Raw genomic sequence first — 19,956 nt, forward strand, 5'->3', positions numbered from 1 at the left:
CATATGGCTACTGCGGGCAACGCGAAGGAACAAGTCTTCGCCTGGGAAGGCAAGGACAAGACTGGCAAGACGGTGCGCGGCGAAATGCGCGCCGGGGGCGAGGCCGTGGTCAACGTGACCCTGCGCCGCCAGGGCATCATGGTGACCAAGGTCAAAAAGAAGGTCTACCGCTCCGGCAAGAAAATCAGCGACAAGGACATCACCCTGTTCACGCGCCAGCTGGCGACCATGATGAAGGCCGGCGTGCCGCTGCTGCAAGCCTTCGACATCGTCGGCAAGGGCCACGCCAACCCCTCGGTGGCCAAGCTGATCCTGGACCTGCGTTCGGACATCGAGACCGGTACCAGCCTGAACATGGCCTTCCGCAAATACCCGCTGTACTTCGATCCGCTGTTCTGCAACCTGGTGGCGGCCGGCGAGCAGGCCGGTATCCTGGAAGACCTGCTGACCCGCCTCGCGATCTACAAGGAAAAAACGCTGGCCATCAAGGCCAAGATCAAGTCGGCCCTGACCTACCCGGTGGCGGTGCTGGCGGTGGCTTTCATTGTGACGGCCGTGATCATGATCTGGGTGGTGCCGGCCTTCAAGGAGGTGTTCGCCAGCTTCGGCGCGGACCTGCCGGCGCCGACCGTGTTCGTGATGAGCATGTCGGCCTTCTTCGTCAGCTATTGGTACCTCATATTCGGCGGCCTGTTCGCCAGCCTGTATTTCTTCTTCCAGTCCTGGCGCCGTTCGGTCAAGATGCAGGCCTTCATGGACCGCCTGATGCTCAAGCTGCCGGTGTTCGGCGACGTGATCCGCAAAGCCACCGTGGCGCGCTGGACCCGCACCCTGTCGACCATGTTTGCCGCCGGCGTGCCGCTGGTGGAATCGCTGGACTCGGTGGGCGGCGCCTCCGGCAACCATGTCTATATGGAAGCGACCCGCAAGATCCAGACCGAAGTGTCGACCGGTACCAGCCTGACGGTGGCCATGCAGAACGCCGACGTGTTCCCGAGCATGGTGACGCAGATGGTGGCCATTGGCGAGGAATCGGGCGCGCTCGACTCCATGCTGGGCAAGGTGGCCGACTTCTACGAGGAAGAAGTGGACGAGGCCGTGTCCCAGCTGTCGAGCCTGATGGAACCGGCCATCATGGTCATCCTGGGCGTGGTGATCGGTGGCCTGGTGGTCGCCATGTACCTGCCTATCTTCAAACTCGGTTCTGTGGTGTAAAACAAGAATGCAAGACGCTTTGATGCTGTTCTCCCCGCCCGCCACCCTGGCTGCCGCCATCGTGGCCGGCATCCTGGGCCTGCTGGTCGGCAGTTTCCTGAATGTGGTGATCCACCGCCTGCCGATCATGATGCAGCGCGAATCGGACAATTATGTGGCGGAGGAGTCCGGCAAGGAACTGCCGCACACCGAGCGCTACAACCTGGTGCTGCCGCGCTCGGCCTGCCCGCACTGCGGCCACCGCATCACGGCGCTGGAGAACATCCCGGTCGTCAGCTGGCTGGCCCTGGGCGGCAAATGCCGCGCCTGCAAGGCGCCGATCTCGGCGCGCTACCCGGTGATCGAGGCGCTGACCGGCCTGCTGTCGGGCTGGCTGGTGTGGCAGTTCGGCTTCGGCTGGACCGGCCTGGCCACCCTGGTGTTCGCCTGGTTGCTGATCGCCATGACCTTTATCGACGCCGACACCCAGCTGCTGCCGGACGACTTGACGTACCCGCTGCTGTGGCTCGGCCTGCTGTTCAATCTCAAAAGCGGCTTCGTGCCGCTGCAGGACGCCGTGATCGGCGCCGCCGCCGGTTACCTGGTGCTGTGGAGCGTGTACTGGGCCTTCAAGCTGCTGACCGGCAAGGAAGGCATGGGCTACGGCGACTTCAAGCTGCTGGCCGCGCTGGGCGCCTGGCTGGGCTGGCAAATGCTGCCCGCCATCATCCTGCTGTCCTCCGTGGTGGGCGCGGTGGTGGGTATCGCCCTGATCCTGTTCTTCAAGCACGGCCGCAGCAAGCCGATCCCGTTCGGCCCGTACCTGGCCGGCGCCGGCCTGCTGGCCCTGGTGTTCGGCCCGCAGATCAGCGCCTTCATCAGCGGAGCGGCAGTCTGAGATGCCGGCGCGCTTCACGGTCGGCCTGACAGGGGGCATCGGCAGCGGTAAAAGCCTGGTGGCCAACCTGTTTGCCGAGCGCGGCGCCAGCATCATCGACACCGACCAGATCGCGCACAGCCTGACCGGCCCGCACGGCGCCGCCATGCCCGACATCCTGGCCGAGTTCGGCCAGCACATGGCCGACAGCCGCGGCGCCATGGACCGCGCCAGGATGCGCGAACTGGTGTTCCGCGAACCGGCGGCCAAGCGCCGCCTGGAAGCCATCCTCCACCCCATGATCCGCGACGCCACCCTGGCAGCGGCGGCCGACGCCACGGGCTGCTATGTGATGCTGGCGATTCCCCTCCTGGTCGAGTCGGGCAGCTGGAAGGAACGGGTCAGCCGCGTGCTGGTGATCGACTGCCCGGAACCGGTGCAGGTGGCGCGCGTGATGGCGCGCAATGGCCTGGCCGAGGAGCAAGTGCGGGCCATTATGGCGACCCAGGTGCCGCGCGCGGTGCGCCTGGCGGCGGCCGATGACGTGATCGACAACGGCGGCAGCATCGAGGCCCTGGCGCCCCAAGTGGACCGCCTGCATGATTTATATCAGCAATATTTGTAATTTTGCTTCGCATGGTTCAGAATCACGTGATTATTAATGAGTCTTCCACACGAGGGATGCTTTGATCGTCTACGAATATCCTTTCAATGAGCGCATCCGCACGCTGTTGCGCCTGGAGGATCTATACGAGAAATTCAAGTTCTTCGTGCATCAGGAACACCCGATGCAGCATCACGTGGCGCTGGCCACCATCTTCGACATGCTCGAAGTGGCCGGGCGCGCCGACCTCAAGTCCGATTTGCTGCAGGAGCTGGAGCGCCAGCGCCAGAGCCTGCTGGGCTACCGTTCCAACCCCAATGTACAGGCCGAGATGCTGGACGCCATCCTGTCCGAGCTCGACAGCGTGTCGAGCGCGCTGGTGGCGGCGCAGGGCAAAACCGGGCAGAACGTGCGCGACAATGAATGGCTGATGAGCATCCGCGGCCGCACCATCATTCCGGGCGGCGCCTGCGAATTCGACCTGCCGTCCTACTACGCCTGGCAAAAGCAGCCCGCCGAAAAGCGCTTCAACGATATTGCGACCTGGTTCAATCCCCTGGTGCCGCTGTTCGACGCGCTGGCCCTGGTGCTGCGCCTGCTGCGCGACTCGGGCGCGCCGGTGAAGATGATCGCCAATGCCGGCAGTTACCAGCAAATGCTGCAAGGCAAGGTCTACCAGATGCTGCGCCTGTCCGTGGACCAGGCTTCGGGCGCGATTCCCGAGATCTCGGCCAACAAATACATGCTGTGGGTGCGCTTTACTTCCCAGGGTGGGGACTTGAAACCCAAGCCGCTGGAAGAAGATGTACCATTCGAGCTCACCCTCTGTAATTTCTAAGCACCATGACCACTGTCGTCGATTGCCCCACCTGCCAAACCAAGGTTGAGTGGACGGAAGCCAATAAATACCGCCCTTTCTGCAGCGAGCGCTGCAAGATGATCGACCTCGGCGCCTGGGCCGAGGAAAAGTACACCATTCCCGGCGCCGCGCCGACCGATCCGCTGGACGAGGAAAAGCAATGAAACGCCGCCGCTTCGCCGCCGTGCTGGCCGCAGGCGCCATGCTGGCTGGCGGGACGGCTGCCGCCGGACCGCGCGAAGAAGCGCTGCAGCTGGCCGATTTGCAATGGAACCATTTCCGCCTGCACAGCGATGCCAAGTCGCTGGCGCCGCTGCTGGCCGAGGGCTGGGTGCTGACGCATTCGGACGGCAAGGTGCAGCACAAGGCGGACTATCTGGCGCAACTGGCCACCGGTTCGCGCCGCAATACCGCCATCACCAACCACGATTCCGTGATCCAGTATTACGGTGACACCGCCATCGTCACCGGCAAGAGCGTACAGTCCGGCGTGGGCGAACAAGGGCCGTTCAGCGGCAGTTTCCGCTTTACTCGCACCTGGCAGTGGCAGGACGGGCGCTGGGTGATGCTGGCGTCCCATTCCTCTCGGCTGGCACCCTGAAACCACCAAGCCGGGACACCAGGGTGCGGCCCAAAGGGCCGGCCCCTGGTGTCCCGGCTTCTCACGGTTTCAGTAACGTACCCGGTCCAGCCACTCCAGCAAGGGAATGGTGGCTGGCAGCAGGGGCTCGACGCCCACCGTGCCTTGCCAGGCAAAGGCCTGGCCTTCCAGGCTTTGCGGCTCGCCGGTCCACTGGCGGCTGATGAAGAAATGCAAGCGCACGTGGGCGTGCGGGTAGACGTGCTCGATGCCGCACCACTCCTCGGCGCTGGTGATATGAATCCCCAGCTCCTCCACAAACTCGCGCTTGAGCGCCTCCAGGATAGTCTCGCCCGGATCGACTTTACCGCCCGGGAATTCCCAATAGCCCGCATACGGCTTGCCCTCCGGCCGCTGGCCAAGCAGGACATCGCCGTTCGGCTGCATCAGGATGCCCACCGCCACATCAATCGGTTGTTGCGGCGCGCTCATGGCAGCCTCCCCGCATAGTCGCGCGCAAACTGCCAGGCCACGCGTCCGGAACGCGAGCCGCGCTGCAGGGCCCATTGCAGGGCCTCGGCCCGCGCGTCGGCGATTTGCGGCACGGAACAGCCAAACGCCGCCAGCCAGTGCGCCACGATGCCCAGGTAATCGTCCTGCTTGAACGGGTAGAAGGACAGCCACAGGCCGAAGCGCTCCGACAGGGAAATCTTCTCCTCCACCGTCTCGCCCGGATGCAGGTCGCCATCCTCGTCATGCTTGTACGACGCGTTGTCCGACATACGTTCCGGCATCAGGTGGCGCCGGTTGGAGGTGGCGTAGATCAGCACATTGTCGATCACCGCCGACACCGAACCGTCCAGCGCCACTTTCAGCGCCTTATAGCCGCTCTCGCCTTCCTCGAACGACAGGTCGTCGCAGAACACCACGAAGCGTTCCGGGCGGCCCGCAACCAGGTCCATGATATCGGGCAGGTCGTGCAGCTCGGCCTTATCAACCTCGATCAGGCGCAGGCCGTCGGCGGCAAACGCCGCCAGGCAGGCCTTGATCAGGGACGACTTGCCGGTGCCGCGCGCGCCCGTCAGCAGCACATTGTTGGCCGGCTTGCCCTGCACGAACTGGCGCGTGTTCTGTTCGATCTGCGCCTTCTGCCGGGCGATGTGCTGCAGGTCGTCGAACGCGATTTGCGCCGGGCGCGGCACCGGCTGCAGGTAGCCCGGGCCGTTGCCGCGCTTGCGCCAGCGAAACGCGGTGGAAGCCTTCCAGTCCGGCGCTACGGGAGGCGGCGGCAGGATCGCTTCCACGCGTTCCAGCAGCGCCTCGGCGCGGCGCAGGAACTGGTCGAGTTGGGGCGACATCCGCTCAGGAACGGTAGTCGGCGTTGATCGACACGTAGTCGTGCGACAGGTCGCAGGTGTACACGGTGGCGGCGGCGCTGCCGCGCGCCAGCTTGACGCGTACCGTGATTTCGCTCTGCTTCATCACGCGCTGGCCGTCTTCTTCCTTGTAGTCGGGGTTGCGGCCGCCGTCCTTGGCCACCCACACATCGTCCAGGTAGAGGTTGATCTTCGACACGTCCAGGTCGTCCACGCCGGCGTAGCCGATGGCGGCCAGGATGCGGCCCAGATTAGGGTCGGAGGCGAAGAAGGCGGTTTTCACCAGTGGCGAGTGGCCGATCGAGTAGGCGATCTTGCGGCATTCGGCGGCGTCCTTGCCGTCTTCCACGGTGATGGTCATGAACTTGGTGGCGCCCTCGCCGTCGCGCACGATGGCTTGCGCCAGGAACACCGACAGCTCGGTCACGGCGGCAGCCAGCGCCTTGTATTCCGGCGCATCGACCGAGTCGACCACCAGCGAACCGGCGCCGGTGGCGACCAGCATGAAGGAGTCGTTGGTCGAGGTATCGCCGTCGATGGTGATGCAGTTGAAGGACTTGTCCGCCGCTTCCTTGACCAGCATATCCAATACCGGCTGCGCCACTTTGGCGTCGAACGCCAGGTAGCCCAGCATGGTCGCCATATTCGGCTTGATCATGCCGGCACCTTTGGAAATACCGGTCAGGGTGACTTTATGGCCGGCGATGTCCACCGTGCGCGAACCCGCCTTCGGCTGGGTGTCGGTGGTCATAATGGCTTCGGCGGCATTGAACCAGTTATCCAGCTTCAGGTTCTGGATGGCTTTCGGCAGGCCGGCCACGATCTTAGCCACCGGCAGCGGCTCCAGGATGACGCCGGTGGAGAACGGCAGGATCTGCTGCGCGTCGCAGCCCAGCTCCTGCGCCAGCGCGGCGCAGGTCGAGCGCGCGTTGGCCATGCCGGCTTCGCCGGTGCCGGCGTTGGCATTGCCGGTGTTGATCATCAGGGCGCGGATCGGCTTGCCGCCGGCCTTCACCGCCGCCAGGTTTTCCTTGGAAATCTGCACCGGCGCGGCGCAGAAGCGGTTCAGCGTGAACACGCCGGACACGGTGGCGCCATCGGCCAGCTTCATAACCAATACGTCCTTGCGGCCCGGCTTCTTGATACCGGCTTCGGCAAAGCCAAGCTCGATACCGGCAACAGGCAGCAGGTCGGCGGCGACAGGGATAGGGGAATTGACGGCCATGGTGTTCTTCTCGGTCAAAAATTGTGGGATGAAGGCGCTATTTTAAACGCAGAGCGTATTTGCATGCGCGGCGCAATGGCCGGAATCAACACCGGCAAAAAACCCACAGTTTCTAGAACAGTCCCACTATTTCGAAACGAAACCGTTTAACCACTTAAGGTTTTGATTTATCTTAGGAAACGGCTGTTACAATACGGCACACTTTGGTGCAAAGCACCGACAATATAACAACACTTGATCGGAACACTTTCATGAAGAAACAGCTTCTCGCCGCCGCCGTGCTGGCTGCCACCGGCATGATGGCCCAGGCCGCCAGCCTGGGGGACGGCAACCTGAGCATCAGCGGCTTCGGCACGCTGGGCGTCGCCCAAACCGACTCGGATGACGCCAAGTTCGCGCGTTACAACCAGGCGTCCGGCACCGGCGACTCGCCGCGCATCGGCCTGGACAGCAACCTGGGCCTGCAAGCCACCTACACCTTCAGCGACCGCCTGTCGGCCACGGTGCAGGTGCTGACCCGCAAGAACACCAGCCCGCAGTTCACCACCGACCTGACCTGGGGCTTCCTGAAGTACAAGCTGAACGACGAAACCAGCATTCGCCTGGGCCGCGTGGTACTGCCCGCCTTCCTGATTTCGGACTACCAGAACGTGGGCTACGCCAACACCATGATGCGCCCGCCGATCGAAATGTACGGCCAGGCCCCGATCGAAAACGTGGATGGTGCTGACGTCAACTGGCAGCGCGCCTTCGGCGACACCAATGTGACCGTGCAAGCCTTCGGCGGCACCAGCCGCGGCAAGCTGTACATTCCGACCGGCGGCGGCTCCGTCGCCAAGCACCAGTCGCCAGTGTTCGGCGCCGCCGTGACCGCCGAATACGGCCCATTCACCGCCCGCGTCGCGCACGCCCGCGCCCAGATCGAAGTCAACAACCTGGCACCGATCAACGCCCTGACCGACGGCCTGAACAAGACCGGCGTACCGGCCGCCATCCAGCTCGCCAACGACCTGACCCTGAAGGGCGGCAAGCGCATGAGCTTCACGGAAATCGGCTTCACCATGGACTACAAGAACGTGGTGGTACAGGCCGAATACGCCCAGCGCCGCGCCCACGAGCCGGTCTACATCCCGGAAACCAACTCCGGCTACGTGATGCTCGGCTACCGCCTGGGCAAAGTGCTGCCGTACTACACCCATGCCTTCTACAAGGATGCCGGCACCTCCGTGAGCGTGCCGAGCGTACCGGCGGCGCACCCGCTGGCGCCAACCCTGGCCGGCGTGCGCGGCCTGCTGGCATCGCCTGAGCAAAAGTCCGACCTGATCGGCATGCGCTGGGACTTCGCCAAGAACCTGGCGCTGAAAGTGCAGATCGACCACATTAAGCCACAAGCCAAAGGCGGCTCCCTGATCCTGCCATCGGGCGTAGCGACCTACAACCGCAGCATCAACGTCTATGCCGCCGGCATCGACTTCGTGTTCTAAGGAGGTAGCCATGAAAAACATCCTGACCGCCCTCCTCGCTTCCGCGCTGGCAGCCGCTGCTGTGCCGGCCTCGGCTGAAATCGTGGTGATCGTCAACAAGGACAATCCAGCCTCGCGCATGTTCTCGGAACAAGCCTCGCAATTCTTCCTGGGCAAATCGGCCATGTTCACCCCGGTGGACCAGGCCGAAGGCTCCAAGATCCGTGCCGAGTTCTACCAGAAAGTGGCCGACAAAGACCCGGCCCAGGTGAAAGCCATCTGGTCCAAGCTGGTGTTCACCGGCAAAGCCACCCCGCCGAAGGAATTCAAGTCGCACGCCGAGGTGAAAAAAGCCGTCGCCGACGACCCGAAAGCCATCGGCTACATCGACAAATCGGCGGTGGACGACAGCGTCAAAGTCATCCTGACCCTGCCGTAATCGCCGTCCCCCGCACTCCCTCCGACGCCGCCCCGCAACAGCCGGGCGGCGTTTTGTTTTAAACACCGGCAACTTTCACAACTGTACGGATACAATGCTGTGATATTTACACAATAAATGTCCGTCCTGGGGGCAGGAAGAAAAGTGGACATTCCATGAGGAATGTCCACTTTTCTTCCTGACCCCAGGACGGACATTTGAGCCTGGAGTCCGTTTTGAAGTTGTCGCTGCGCGCGAAATTTCTGCTGCTGAGCGCCTTTGTGCAGGCGGTGGTGGTGGCCTTGTTGATCGGGAATAGCCTGCGCCTGATGACCAATGCCGTCAGCCGCAATGGCGACCGCGTGGCGCATGAGTATGCCGTCAACCTGAACCTGACCCTGACACCCTACGCCAGCAGCGGCCGTCTGCCTGAGCTGCGCACCTATTGGTCGGAAATGCTGTCCGACCCGCGCGATAGCTTCCTGCGCTATATCGTGATCCTGGATGCCTCCGGCGAAACCATCCTGGAAGCGGGCGAACGGCCCGACTTCATGCCGGAATCGCTGCGCCAAGCCCAGCTGGGCGGGGTGCGCACCGCCGTCGATGGCAACCTGTTGCACGCCCAGGCGCCGCTGCTGCTGAAGGATAACCAGGTCGGCACCCTGCACTTCGGCCTCTCCACCAGCGACCTGGTGGCGGCGCGCGATGATGTGCTGAGCCAGGGCGGCCTGATCGCCGTGCTCGGCTTCGCCTTGGCCCTCTTGCTGTTCTTCCTGCTGACGCGCGGCGTCGGCCAGCGCCTGGGCGCACTGGCGCGCCATTCGGAAAAGCTGGCCGAGGGCCAGTTCAGCGAACTGCCCGAGGGCGGCGGCGACGAGCTGGAAGTGGTGACCCATTCGCTCAACCTGATGAGCGCCGCCCTGCGCGAACGCATCGCCCAACTGGAGCAATCGCAGCGCCGCCTGCGCGAGTCGGAGGAACGCTTCCGCACCCTGTTCGACATGACGCCCTTGCCGCTCACCGTGTCCGACCAGGAAGGCCATATCATCGGCGCCAACCAGGCCGTGGTGCGCACCTTCGGCACGCCGCTGCACGAGCTGATCGGCAAGCGCTCGGACACCGTGCAGTTCTGGGCCGACCCGGGCGAGCGCCAGCGCGTGTGGGATGTCTTCGCCAAGCATGGCGTGGTGCAGGGCGAGCTGGCCCACGTCATGCTACCGGGCCAACGCCCGGGCCAGGTAGCGATCTGGTCCTCCTCTTTGATGCTGGACGGGCGGCGCGCCATCATCTGGGCCATCCTTGACCTGACCCAGGAAATGGATGCCAAGCGCGAATTGCGCGAATTGAACGATGCGCTGGAGACGCGGGTGCGGGAACGTTCGGCGGCGCTGGAGCAGGCCAACCGCGACCTGTCGAGCGCGCTGGAGACGCTGCAGCGCACCCAGCACGACCTGATCGCTTCCGAGAAGATGGCCTCGCTCGGCTCACTGGTGGCCGGCATCGCGCATGAACTCAACACGCCGATCGGCAATTCCCTGCTGGCCTCCACCGCGCTGACCGACCGGGTGGAAGAGTTCCAGCAAACCGTGGCCGACGGCAGCATCCGCCGCTCCACCCTGAACCACCATTTGGATGAAGTGCAGATGGCGTGCGGGCTGATTTCCAATTCGCTGCAGAAAGCGGCCGACCTGATCGCCTCCTTCAAGCAAATCGCGGTGGACCAGACCAATGACCAGCGCCGCCACTTCCGCCTGCAGTCGGTGGCGCTCGACACCACCGCCACCTACACGCCGCGCCTGCGCCGCAGCGCCATTCAAATGCAAGTCGAGGTGCCGGCCGAACTGGAGCTGGACTCCTACCCAGGCAGCCTTTACCAGGTGTTCAACAACCTGATCAACAACGCCCTGCTGCATGCCTTTGAGGGCCGCAATTGCGGCAAGCTATGGCTGTCCGCGCGCGCCCTGCCGGGCCAGCAACTGGAGATCGTGTTCCGCGACGACGGCGTCGGCATGTCGGACGAAGTCAAACGCCGCATCTTCGACCCCTTCTTCACCACCAAGATGGGTAATGGCGGCACGGGGCTGGGCATGAATATCGTCTACAACATCGTCACCGGCGTGATGGGCGGGCGCATCGTCATCGATTCCACGCTAGGTGCCGGCACCACGGTGCGCATGGTGGTTCCTACCACTTCGCCGCAACGCGAGTGAGTGCCAGGGCACCTGGGTCCGACAGCGCCAGGCCCGCCAGCCGTTGTTAGGCAATCATTGAACGCGAAGGCCGTAGCACACGCTGCTTCTCCAGCACCACGAGGGAATCATGGATATGCACGCCTGGGCAGAAATTGCTGACTTCCGGCCGCTTCTGACCATCCTTGTGGTACCAGTGGTGCATGTCGTCGATCAAATCCTGTATGACGGTGCTGAAGAAGTTGGTTGGCGAGCGGTAGCTGCCCCCGAAGGATTCCCAGTAAGCCGTATGCAAATCTTCGATCAGGTACAGCCCTCCCTCGCTGACTTTCGGGAAAAGGGCTTTCAGCGTGACGGGGATGTGGTCCATATGGTGGCTGCCGTCATCCAGCACGATGTCGACGCCCCCCATCTCGTCCACCACGGACGCCAGGAACTGTAGGTCGGTCTGCGAACCTATGCGCACTTGGCCCGCTTGGCCATCTAACTTCGCGCATTCGGGGTCGAGATCGATGCCATAGATAATCGCTTCGTCGCCGAAGTATTTGCGCCACATTTGCAGGCTGCCGCCTTTGCTGACGCCTATCTCCAGGAAGCGGATCTTCTTGCCGCGGTATGGGCCAAAGTAGCGGTCATAAAGCGGAATGTATTGGTGCCATTTGTGCACCAGGCAGCCTTTGTTCTCGGCGTAGATGCGCGCCAGGATGCCGTCGTAGTTGTACTTGGTACGAATGTCCATTTCGACGCCAAGTTGGCGATCATAGTCGAACTGGTGGATGTCGATGAGGGGGATGCGGTTATGCCCCAACACATAAGGCAGTTCGTTCTTCGGCAGTCCGAGCCGGTCATGCACGATTTCGTACATGGGCGCCAGGAGCTGCGGGTGATTGCTGATCAAATGGTTCAGTGCCTCCAAAACGGTGACTTCCAGTCTCTTTTCAGTCATGCAAACTCCATCGTCAAATTGTTGCATAAATAATATGCCTGCCGTCTTGCTATCATGCCGCTTTTCCGCCAATTACGGAAGAGATAAGCGTTTGCATCGCGGTGTGCGCGCCGAATATGTCAAGCAACCCATCGTAGGTATATTTGACCAGGCATCGTTGAGGTCGATCATTTGACGCCATGGGCGCCCAATGAAAACGGCCCGGGCGCTTGCGCGGCCGGGCCATTTTAGATGGGGGCGTTTAAGGCTTACGCCAGCTTGCCATGGCAAGCCTTGAACTTCTTGCCGCTGCCGCATGGGCATGGATCGTTGCGGCCGACCTTGAAGCCCTGGCTCAGGGCCTCTTCCAGTTCGCCCGCCGGCATGGCGGTTGGCGCCAGCAACTCTTCCGGCGCGGCGTTCGGGTTGAAGTCGGCGTGCTGGTAGTGCACGTTTTCCAGGTGGGTCTGGTTCATGGCCGCTTCCGCCGCCTCGACCTCTTCACGCGACTGGATGCGCACCATCATGATCATGCGGATCACGTCGTTCTTGATCATGTCCAGCATGGTGCCGAACAGCTCGAACGCTTCGCGCTTGTACTCCTGCTTAGGATTCTTCTGTGCGTAACCGCGCAGGTGGATACCCTGGCGCAGGTGGTCCAGCGCTGCCAGGTGCTCGCGCCAGTGGGTGTCCACCGACTGCAGCATGACGTTGCGCTCGAAGCCGCCGAAGGCTTCCTTGGAGACGATATCGACCTTGGCCTGGTACACGGCATCGGCGGCCGCCACCACGCGCTCGACGATATCCTCATCGCTGATCTGGCTTTCCTTCTCCAGCATTTCCACCAGCGGCAGGTCGATCTGCCACTCGCTGGCCAGGGCCTTCTGCAGCGCAGGGACGTCCCACTGCTCTTCCACCGATTCCGCCGGTACGTACTGGCGCACCAGGTCGGTGAACACGCCTTGGCGCAGGCTCTGGATGGTTTCCGAAATATCGGTGGCTTCCAGCAGCTCGTTACGCTGCGAGTAGATCACCTTACGCTGGTCGTTGGCGACGTCGTCGTACTCCAGCAGTTGCTTACGGATGTCGAAGTTGCGCGCTTCGACCTTGCGCTGGGCGGATTCGATGGAACGGGACACGATGCCCGCTTCGATCGGTTCGCCTTCCGGCATCTTCAGGCGGTCCATGATCGCGCGCACGCGGTCGCCGGCGAAGATGCGCAGGAGCGGGTCGTCCAGCGACAGGTAGAAGCGCGAAGAGCCCGGGTCGCCCTGGCGGCCGGAACGGCCGCGCAGCTGGTTGTCGACGCGGCGGGATTCATGGCGCTCGGTACCGACGATGTGCAGGCCGCCGGCCGCCACCACCTGGTTGTGCAGCGCTTGCCAGCCGTCGCGCAGGGACTGCGCCTGGGCCGCCTTGTCGGCGTCGCTCAGGTCAGGATTGGCTTCGATGAACTGGATTTGCTTTTCAACGTTACCACCCAACACGATGTCGGTACCACGGCCGGCCATATTGGTGGCGATGGTGATCGCTTTCGGCGAACCCGCCTGGGCGATGATTTCCGCTTCGCGCGCGTGCTGCTTCGCGTTCAGCACGTTGTGCGGCAGGCCGGCTTTGTCCAGGATGCCGGACAGCAGCTCGGAGTTTTCAATCGAGGTGGTACCCACCAGCACTGGCTGGCCGCGCTCGTAGCACTCGCGGATGTCGAGCATCATCGCGTTGTACTTTTCGGCGTTGGATTTGTACACCTGGTCCTGGCGGTCTTTACGCGCCGATGGACGGTTGGGTGGGATCACTACGGTTTCCAGGCCGTAGATTTCCTGGAATTCGTAAGCTTCGGTGTCGGCGGTACCGGTCATGCCGGCCAGCTTGCCGTACATGCGGAAGTAGTTCTGGAAGGTGATCGAGGCCAGGGTCTGGTTCTCGTTCTGAATCTTGACGCCTTCCTTGGCTTCCACTGCCTGGTGCAGGCCGTCGGACCAGCGGCGGCCGGTCATCAGGCGGCCGGTGAATTCGTCGACGATCACCACTTCATTGTTCTGCACCACGTAGTGCTGGTCTTTGAAGTACAGGGCGTGCGCGCGCAGGGCGGCGTACAGGTGGTGCACCAGGGTGATGTTGGCGGAGTCGTACAGGGACGCGCCTTCCGGCAGCAGACCCATCTTGGTCAGGATCGCCTCGGCCTTCTCGTGGCCGGCTTCGGTCAGCAGCACCTGGTGCGATTTCTCGTCCTTGGTGTAGTCGCCCGGCACTTCCACTTTGCCCTTGCCGTCCGGCGTTTCCTCGCCGACCTGCTGGGTCAGCTGCGGCGGCAGCAAGTTCATCTTGTGGTACAGGTCGGTGTGGTTCTCGGCCTGGCCGGAAATAATCAGCGGGGTGCGCGCTTCATCGATCAGGATCGAGTCCACTTCGTCGACGATGCCGAAATTCAGGGCGCGCTGCACGCGGTCGCCGGCTTCGAACACCATATTGTCGCGCAGGTAGTCGAAACCGAATTCGTTATTGGTGCCGTAGGTGATGTCGGACGCGTAGGCGGCTTGCTTGTCGGCGTGCGGCATCTGCGACAGGTTGACGCCGCAGGACAGGCCCAGCCAGCGGTACAGCTTGCCCATGGTCTCGGCATCGCGCTGCGCCAGGTAATCATTGACGGTCACGATGTGCACGCCCTTGCCGGACAGCGCATTCAGGTAGGCCGGCAGGGTCGCGGTCAGGGTCTTGCCCTCGCCGGTGCCCATTTCAGCAATCTTGCCGTAATGCAACACCATGCCGCCCACCAGCTGCACGTCGAAGTGGCGCATCTTGAAGACGCGCTTGGACGCTTCGCGGCAGACGGCAAACGCCTCCGGCAACAGGTCGTCCAGCGTTTCGCCATTGGCAACGCGTTCCTTGAGGGCAGGCGTTTTCGCTTGCAGCTCGGCATCCGACAGCTTTTCGAACTCCGGTTCCAGGGCGTTGATCGCCTTGACCGTTTTTTGGTATTGCTTGAGCAGACGCTGGTTGCGGCTGCCGAAAATCTGGGTCAGTAAGGACATTTCTTAAATTCTTCCTTCGGGTCCGCCAATGGCAAAAGTGCGTGATTTTATCATGCGTTCCGGGCAACGTTGGGGGTGAAGGCCACTATAACAATAGGCCAACCCTGAAAAATTCACCGGCTGAGGCTGCCAAGGTAAAATGGCGCCATGCGTTTCTCGTTCACCAACCGCCGTTACGCCCCTCAGGAAGCCACGAATTTCCTGCAAGGCAACGCCACGCTGGCCCGTTTGTTGCCGGCCGTGCAGCGCATGGCAAATTTACAACGTGATTGCCACGAAGTACTGCCTGCCGCCTTCAAAACCTGTGAAATTTTTGCCTTTGACGGCAGCGAACTGACCTTGGCCGTGCCGAACACTGCCCTGGCAGCCAAGCTCAAGCAGCAAGTGCCGGCGCTGTTGCTGACCTTGAATGGCAAAGGGTGGCAAATTAACAACATCCGCTTCCGCGTGCAGATGCCGAAGGGCATCGCCCACGTCGGCCCGAGCGGCGAAGGATTGAAGCTATCGGAAGCCGCCGTCGACTCCTTCGACGAGATGAGCAAGAAACTGGAAGCCACCCCCGCCAACGAGCCCCTGATCGCCGCCATGCAGCGCCTGGTCGCCCGCCGCCGCGGATAAAAAATAGGGACGTACCCCATTTTTTATCCGCTTACAGGTAGGCCCACTCGCGGGCCATTTGGCGGGCGTAGGATGGGGGGGCGGTGTCGAGCGAGTCGTAGGTGACCAGCTCGTAGCTGTCGGGGTCGGCCAGCATGGCGCGCAGCAGCTGGTTGTTCAGGGCGTGGCCGGACTTGTGCGCTTCGTAGCTGGCGATGATGGGGTGGCCGACCATGTACAGGTCGCCAATCGCGTCGAGGATCTTGTGGCGCACGAATTCGTCGTCGTAGCGCAGGCCGTCCTGGTTCAGGATGCGGTATTCGTCCATCACGATGGCATTCTCCAGCGAGCCGCCGCGGGCCAGGCCGATGCCGCGCAGCATCTCCACGTCCTGCATGAAGCCGAAGGTACGGGCGCGGGCAATCGCCTGGATATACGACACGTCGCCGAAATCCACCGTGGCGCGCTGCGCCGTGCCATCCACCGCCGGGTGGTTGAATTCAATGAAGAAGTCGAGCTTGAAACCGTCGTGCGGCACCAGGCGCGCCCACTTTTCCTGCGCGCCCTTGCCTTCACGGATTTCGATCGGCTTTTTCACCTTGATGAATTTTTTCGCCGCTTCCTGCTCCTGTACCCCGCCCTGCTGCAGCAGGTAGACGAAGGAGGAGGCGGAACCATCCATGATCGGGATTTCTTCGGCCGTCACGTCGACATACAGGTTGTCGATGCCGAGGCCGGCGCAGGCCGACATCAGGTGCTCGACCGTGGAAACGCGGCCGCCATCCTTCATCAGCACGGTGGCCATGCGCGTGTCGCCAACGATGTCGGCGCGGGTCGGGAACACCACTTGCGGGCTCAGGTCGACGCGGCGGAATACGATGCCGGTGTCCGGTTCGGCCGGGCGCAGGGTCAGCTCGACCTTGGTGCCGGAGTGCAGGCCCACACCGGTGGTGCGGACCACTTCTTTGATGGTTCGTTGTTTCAGCATGCCACGATTATAGTAGCTTTCCCGAACGAACGTTCGCGGCCGCCGGGGCGAACGGGGCAATATTGTCAGGGATGCTCTGCTTCCAAATGCTCGGTCTCGCGCCGCACCAGGTAGATGCCGGAGGCGATGATGATGGCGGCGCCGAGCAAGGTGAAGCGGTCCGGCAGGGTCTGCCACAGCAGCCAGTCGATGCCCACGCCCCAGGCCAGCGCGGTGTATTCGAACGGGGCCACGATGGAGGCTTTGCCCATGCTGAAGGCGCGCGTCAGCGCCAGTTGGCCGAAGAAGCCGGTCACGGCCAGCGCCGCCATGGCCGGCCACAGCGCCCAGTCGATCGACACCCAGGCCGGGATGGCCAGCGGCGCGACGCCCACGCCCATCAGGGTCAGCACCCAGAACATGACGTGCTCGGGCGCGTCGGTCTTGGCCAGCACGCGGCCGGCGATGGCGGAGATGCCGTAGCAGACGGCCGAACCCAGCACGGCCAGGCCGGCCAGCGAAACAAAGCTGGTGCCGTCCGGGCGCAGCACCACCAGCACGCCGCCCAGGCCGACGAAGATGGCGACCCACTGGCCCAGGCTGACCTTTTCCTTCAGCACGAACACTGCCAGCACGGTCACCAGTGCGGGGGCGATGAAGAAGATGGCGTAGGTATCGGCCAGCGGCAGCGTTTTCAATGCGTAGGCAAACAGCGAGAGCATGGCGATGCCGACCGCGCCGCGCAGGATGTGCAGCGGCCAGCGGACCTTGAGGATGCCGGTGAATTTGCCGCGGTAGGCCATATAGGCGCATACCAGGGGCATGGAGAGCATGCAGCGCAGCGCCGTGACCTGCACCGCCGGGTAGCGTTCGGCCAGCACTTTCATGGAGGCGTCCATGAGGGAGAACATGGCGACGGCGGCCACCATAGCGTAAATGGCTTGCAGGTTTTCTTTTTGTTGTGGAGTCACGATGGAGGCCCAAATACTTTACCGGGTCGTCCATTGTACTGAAAGAAATGATTTATTGCTGAGGGTGCTGAATTTGCATGCGCTACATCACACGCATCCGAGATTTACGCGGCGAGTTATGATGGCGGAATGAATACACACGCTTTACAAGTCGAAGCGGCGCAGCCGCTCTATGTGGTGCATGAATCGCCGGTGCATGGGCGCGGGGTGTTCGCTGCGCGCACGATTCCGGCCGGCACCCGCATCATCGAATACACGGGCGAAATCGTGGACTGGGAGGAGTGCTGCCGCCGCACCGACGCGAAAGGCGGACCGATCGGCCACACCTTCTTCTTCAGCCTGAACAACGGCATGCTGATCGATGGCGGCGCAGGCGGCAACGAAGCGCGCTACATCAACCATTCCTGCGAGCCGAACTGCGAGGCGGAGGAGGATGACGACAGCCGCGTCTTCATCTGCTCGCTGCGCGATATCGAGGCCGGCGAGGAACTCAATTACAACTACGGCCTGATCTATGAGGCGCGCCACACGGCCAAGGTGAAGAAGCAGTTCGCCTGCTATTGCGGCGCGCCGTCGTGCAGCGGCGTCATGCTGGCGCCCAAGAAGCGCAAATCGCGTGCCAAGCCCGGCGCAGAGTCGGGTGCGGAAACGCAAAACGGCGCCGAAGCGCCGTCTTTAGCGGAGCAAGCCTAGGATTACAGCTGGCCCAGCATGGTCTCGGCGTTCGACACTTCGAACTTGCCGCCCTGTTCGACGTTCAGCTGCTTGACCACGCCGTCTTCCACCAGCATCGAGTAGCGCTGGGAGCGGGTGCCCATGCCGTACTTGGAGAAGTCGGCGTCCAGGCCCAGGGCCTTGGAGTAGGCGGCGTTGCCGTCGGCCATCATACGCACGGTGCCGGTGGCTTTCTGGTCGCGGCCCCAGGCGCCCATGACGAAGGCGTCGTTCACGGAGATGCACCAGATTTCATCGACGCCCTTGGCTTTCAGGTCGGCCGCGTGCTGGACGTAGCCTGGCACGTGCTGGGCCGAGCAGGTCGGGGTGTAGGCGCCTGGCAGGCCGAAGATGGCGATCTTTTTGCCTTTGACCAGGTCTTGCACGTTGAAAGTGTTCGGGCCGAGGGAGCAGCCTTCGGTTTCGGTCTCGATGAATTCGGACAGCTGGCCTTCTGGCAGTTTGTCGCCGATTTTGATGGTCATTCGTTTTTCTCCTGTTGTTCTGTAGAACCGGGAAGCCGAAAAATGGGGACGTACCCCATTTTTCGGCTTCCCGGTTCTGAAAATAAAAAAACCGCGCAGTGCGCGGGTAGCCCTGAATTCTTAGTATAACTCCACGCCGCCGGACGCGTTGTCCGGCGGCGTGGCTGACGGTATTTAGTCAGCCTGCTTGCGCAGGAAGGCTGGAATGTCGTAGGTTTCCATGCCGGACTTGGCCAGTGCGTTCACCTGCTCGGTGGCCGATTCGCGGCGCCACACGGCTGGCTGCTTCTGCACGTCGGCAGACACGCCTGCGCCGAAGCCGGCGGAACCGAAGCCGCCCACTGCGCTGGTGACCGCGCCGCCGCCCAGGCCGGCATTCACGTTCAGGCCGCTGCCGCCGTGGGTGCCGGTGCGCAGCATTTGCTGCGGTACCAGTTGCACGTGCTTCTTGGCTTTGCCCAGGCCGGTCGCCACCACGGTCACGCGGATCGCGTCGCCCATCGCGTCGTCGTAGGCGATGCCTTGTGCGATCGACGCATCCGGTGCGGCGAAGGCGCGCACGGCGGCCATGACTTCCTTGATCTCCTTACCTTTCAGGCCGCGCGATGCGGTCACGTTCACCAGCACGCCGCGCGCGCCGGACAGGTCGACGCCGTCCAGCAGCGGCGATGCCACGGCCTGCTCGGCGGCCACGCGGGCGCGGTCCACGCCGGACGCGGTGGCGGTGCCCATCATCGCCTTGCCCTGCTCGCCCATGATGGTCTTCACGTCGTTGAAGTCGACGTTGATGTGGCCCGGCACGTTGATGATCTCGGCGATACCGGCCACGGCGTTGTTCAGCACGTCGTCGGCGTGTTGCAGCCATTCGATCAGCGATTCGTCTTCGTAGATCTCTTCCAGCTTCTCGTTGCAGATCACGATCAGCGAGTCGACGTTGGCGGACAGCTGCTCCAGGCCCTCTTCCGCGATATCCAGGCACTTCTGGCCTTCGTGCGAGAACGGCTTGGACACCACGGCCACGGTCAGCGCGCCCTGCTGCTTGGCGATTTCCGCCACGATCGGCGCCGCGCCGGTACCGGTGCCGCCGCCCATGCCGGCAGCGATGAACACCATGTGCGCGCCGCGCAGCGCATCTTCAATGCGGCTGCGGGATTCTTCGGCCAGTGCGCGGCCCACGTCCGGCTTCATGCCGGCGCCCAGGCCGGTCTCGCCGATCTGGATGATGTTGTTGGCCTTGGACGTCGCCAGCGCCTGCGCGTCGGTATTGGCGGCGATGAATTCCACGCCGCTCATGCCCTTGTTGATCATGTGCTGCACGGCGTTGCCGCCTGCACCGCCCACGCCGACGACCTTGATGACCGTTCCCAGTGTTGCGTTATCAACCATATCAAACTCCATGATGTACTCCTATCTAGAATGCGGTTTTCAAGCGCCAGGCCTCATATCGTTAGGAGAACTGGAGATTGAAAACTGCGTTTAT

Annotated in this window: 20 protein-coding genes; 11 read left to right on the forward strand and 9 right to left on the reverse strand. The window is 62.8% G+C overall.

Annotated features, from left to right (window positions below; genetic code table 11):
* Nucleotides 1-3: 3 nt before the first annotated feature.
* The 6 genes from GTP41_RS15100 to GTP41_RS15125 all read left to right on the forward strand — a co-directional run bounded on the left by GTP41_RS15100 (nucleotide 4) and on the right by GTP41_RS15125 (nucleotide 4,135).
* Entirely contained in the window at nucleotides 4-1,215 is a 1,212-nt protein-coding gene (locus GTP41_RS15100) for a type II secretion system F family protein (RefSeq protein WP_161026405.1), read from the forward strand.
* A gap of 7 nt (nucleotides 1,216-1,222) precedes the next feature.
* Nucleotides 1,223-2,092, forward strand: coding sequence for a prepilin peptidase (locus tag GTP41_RS15105; RefSeq protein WP_161026406.1), 870 nt, complete (start codon nucleotides 1,223-1,225; stop codon nucleotides 2,090-2,092).
* A gap of 1 nt (nucleotide 2,093) precedes the next feature.
* Complete coding sequence (coaE, locus tag GTP41_RS15110) at nucleotides 2,094-2,696, forward strand: dephospho-CoA kinase (protein WP_161026407.1); 603 nt, start codon at nucleotides 2,094-2,096, stop codon at nucleotides 2,694-2,696.
* 61 nt (nucleotides 2,697-2,757) lie between these two features.
* On the forward strand, nucleotides 2,758-3,513 hold the full coding sequence (gene zapD, locus GTP41_RS15115) for a cell division protein ZapD (protein WP_161026408.1): 756 nt from the start codon (nucleotides 2,758-2,760) through the stop codon (nucleotides 3,511-3,513).
* 5 nt (nucleotides 3,514-3,518) lie between these two features.
* A complete protein-coding gene (yacG, locus tag GTP41_RS15120) occupies nucleotides 3,519-3,698 on the forward strand; it encodes a DNA gyrase inhibitor YacG (RefSeq protein ID WP_161026409.1) in 180 nt (59 codons plus the stop codon).
* A complete protein-coding gene (locus GTP41_RS15125; RefSeq protein ID WP_161026410.1) occupies nucleotides 3,695-4,135 on the forward strand; it encodes a nuclear transport factor 2 family protein in 441 nt (146 codons plus the stop codon). The genes yacG and GTP41_RS15125 overlap by 4 nt, the downstream gene beginning before the upstream one ends.
* Before the next feature lie 69 nt (nucleotides 4,136-4,204).
* On the opposite strand, the gene mutT is transcribed toward GTP41_RS15125, so the two are convergent.
* The 3 genes from mutT to argJ are packed head-to-tail and all read right to left on the reverse strand — an operon-like array spanning nucleotide 4,205 to nucleotide 6,715.
* A complete protein-coding gene (mutT, locus tag GTP41_RS15130) occupies nucleotides 4,205-4,606 on the reverse strand; it encodes an 8-oxo-dGTP diphosphatase MutT (protein WP_161026411.1) in 402 nt (133 codons plus the stop codon).
* Nucleotides 4,603-5,472 carry an ATP-binding protein gene (locus GTP41_RS15135; RefSeq protein ID WP_161026412.1) on the reverse strand — a complete coding sequence of 290 codons (870 nt, stop codon included), beginning with the start codon at nucleotides 5,470-5,472 and terminating at the stop codon, nucleotides 4,603-4,605. The genes mutT and GTP41_RS15135 overlap by 4 nt, the downstream gene beginning before the upstream one ends.
* 4 nt (nucleotides 5,473-5,476) lie before the next feature.
* Nucleotides 5,477-6,715 carry a bifunctional glutamate N-acetyltransferase/amino-acid acetyltransferase ArgJ gene (argJ, locus tag GTP41_RS15140; protein WP_161026413.1) on the reverse strand — a complete coding sequence of 413 codons (1,239 nt, stop codon included), beginning with the start codon at nucleotides 6,713-6,715 and terminating at the stop codon, nucleotides 5,477-5,479.
* A gap of 251 nt (nucleotides 6,716-6,966) precedes the next feature.
* Here argJ and GTP41_RS15145 point away from each other — a divergent pair, with 251 nt between their 5' ends.
* The 3 genes from GTP41_RS15145 (at nucleotide 6,967) to GTP41_RS15155 (ending at nucleotide 10,806) form a co-directional block, all read left to right on the forward strand.
* Entirely contained in the window at nucleotides 6,967-8,199 is a 1,233-nt protein-coding gene (locus GTP41_RS15145) for a porin (RefSeq protein WP_161026414.1), read from the forward strand.
* A gap of 10 nt (nucleotides 8,200-8,209) precedes the next feature.
* Nucleotides 8,210-8,617 (forward strand): type 2 periplasmic-binding domain-containing protein, encoded by a 408-nt coding sequence (locus GTP41_RS15150; protein WP_161026415.1) that lies wholly within the window; start codon nucleotides 8,210-8,212, stop codon nucleotides 8,615-8,617.
* Between the two features lie 215 nt (nucleotides 8,618-8,832).
* Nucleotides 8,833-10,806, forward strand: coding sequence for an ATP-binding protein (locus GTP41_RS15155; protein WP_161026416.1), 1,974 nt, complete (start codon nucleotides 8,833-8,835; stop codon nucleotides 10,804-10,806).
* Nucleotides 10,807-10,852: 46 nt separating this feature from the next.
* Here the strand turns inward: GTP41_RS15155 and GTP41_RS15160 are convergent, their stop codons facing one another.
* Both GTP41_RS15160 and secA read right to left on the reverse strand, forming a co-directional pair.
* Entirely contained in the window at nucleotides 10,853-11,731 is an 879-nt protein-coding gene (locus GTP41_RS15160) for a class I SAM-dependent methyltransferase (RefSeq protein WP_161026417.1), read from the reverse strand.
* Nucleotides 11,732-11,979: 248 nt separating this feature from the next.
* The gene (secA, locus tag GTP41_RS15165; RefSeq protein WP_161026418.1) at nucleotides 11,980-14,742 is read right to left on the reverse strand and encodes a preprotein translocase subunit SecA; all 2,763 of its coding nucleotides are present in this window, start codon (nucleotides 14,740-14,742) and stop codon (nucleotides 11,980-11,982) included.
* Nucleotides 14,743-14,889: 147 nt separating this feature from the next.
* Between secA and GTP41_RS15170 the strand changes: the two genes are divergently transcribed.
* Complete coding sequence (locus GTP41_RS15170; protein WP_161026419.1) at nucleotides 14,890-15,360, forward strand: DciA family protein; 471 nt, start codon at nucleotides 14,890-14,892, stop codon at nucleotides 15,358-15,360.
* A gap of 31 nt (nucleotides 15,361-15,391) precedes the next feature.
* Here GTP41_RS15170 and lpxC read toward each other — a convergent pair whose 3' ends face one another.
* Complete coding sequence (gene lpxC, locus GTP41_RS15175; protein ID WP_161026420.1) at nucleotides 15,392-16,327, reverse strand: UDP-3-O-acyl-N-acetylglucosamine deacetylase; 936 nt, start codon at nucleotides 16,325-16,327, stop codon at nucleotides 15,392-15,394.
* A gap of 65 nt (nucleotides 16,328-16,392) precedes the next feature.
* Entirely contained in the window at nucleotides 16,393-17,235 is an 843-nt protein-coding gene (locus GTP41_RS15180) for a DMT family transporter (protein ID WP_161026609.1), read from the reverse strand.
* A 171-nt stretch (nucleotides 17,236-17,406) separates the two neighbouring features.
* Here GTP41_RS15180 and GTP41_RS15185 point away from each other — a divergent pair, with 171 nt between their 5' ends.
* Nucleotides 17,407-17,970, forward strand: a complete 564-nt coding sequence (locus GTP41_RS15185; protein WP_161026421.1) for an SET domain-containing protein — start codon at nucleotides 17,407-17,409, stop codon at nucleotides 17,968-17,970.
* Between the two features lie 2 nt (nucleotides 17,971-17,972).
* Here the strand turns inward: GTP41_RS15185 and GTP41_RS15190 are convergent, their stop codons facing one another.
* A complete protein-coding gene (locus GTP41_RS15190; RefSeq protein ID WP_161026422.1) occupies nucleotides 17,973-18,476 on the reverse strand; it encodes a peroxiredoxin in 504 nt (167 codons plus the stop codon).
* A gap of 174 nt (nucleotides 18,477-18,650) precedes the next feature.
* On the reverse strand, nucleotides 18,651-19,874 hold the full coding sequence (ftsZ, locus tag GTP41_RS15195) for a cell division protein FtsZ (RefSeq protein WP_161026423.1): 1,224 nt from the start codon (nucleotides 19,872-19,874) through the stop codon (nucleotides 18,651-18,653).
* Between the last annotated feature and the right edge of the window lie 82 nt (nucleotides 19,875-19,956).

It is taken from the genome of Pseudoduganella guangdongensis, from assembly GCF_009857475.1.
In the GTDB taxonomy this organism is placed as follows: domain Bacteria; phylum Pseudomonadota; class Gammaproteobacteria; order Burkholderiales; family Burkholderiaceae_D; genus Rugamonas; species Rugamonas guangdongensis.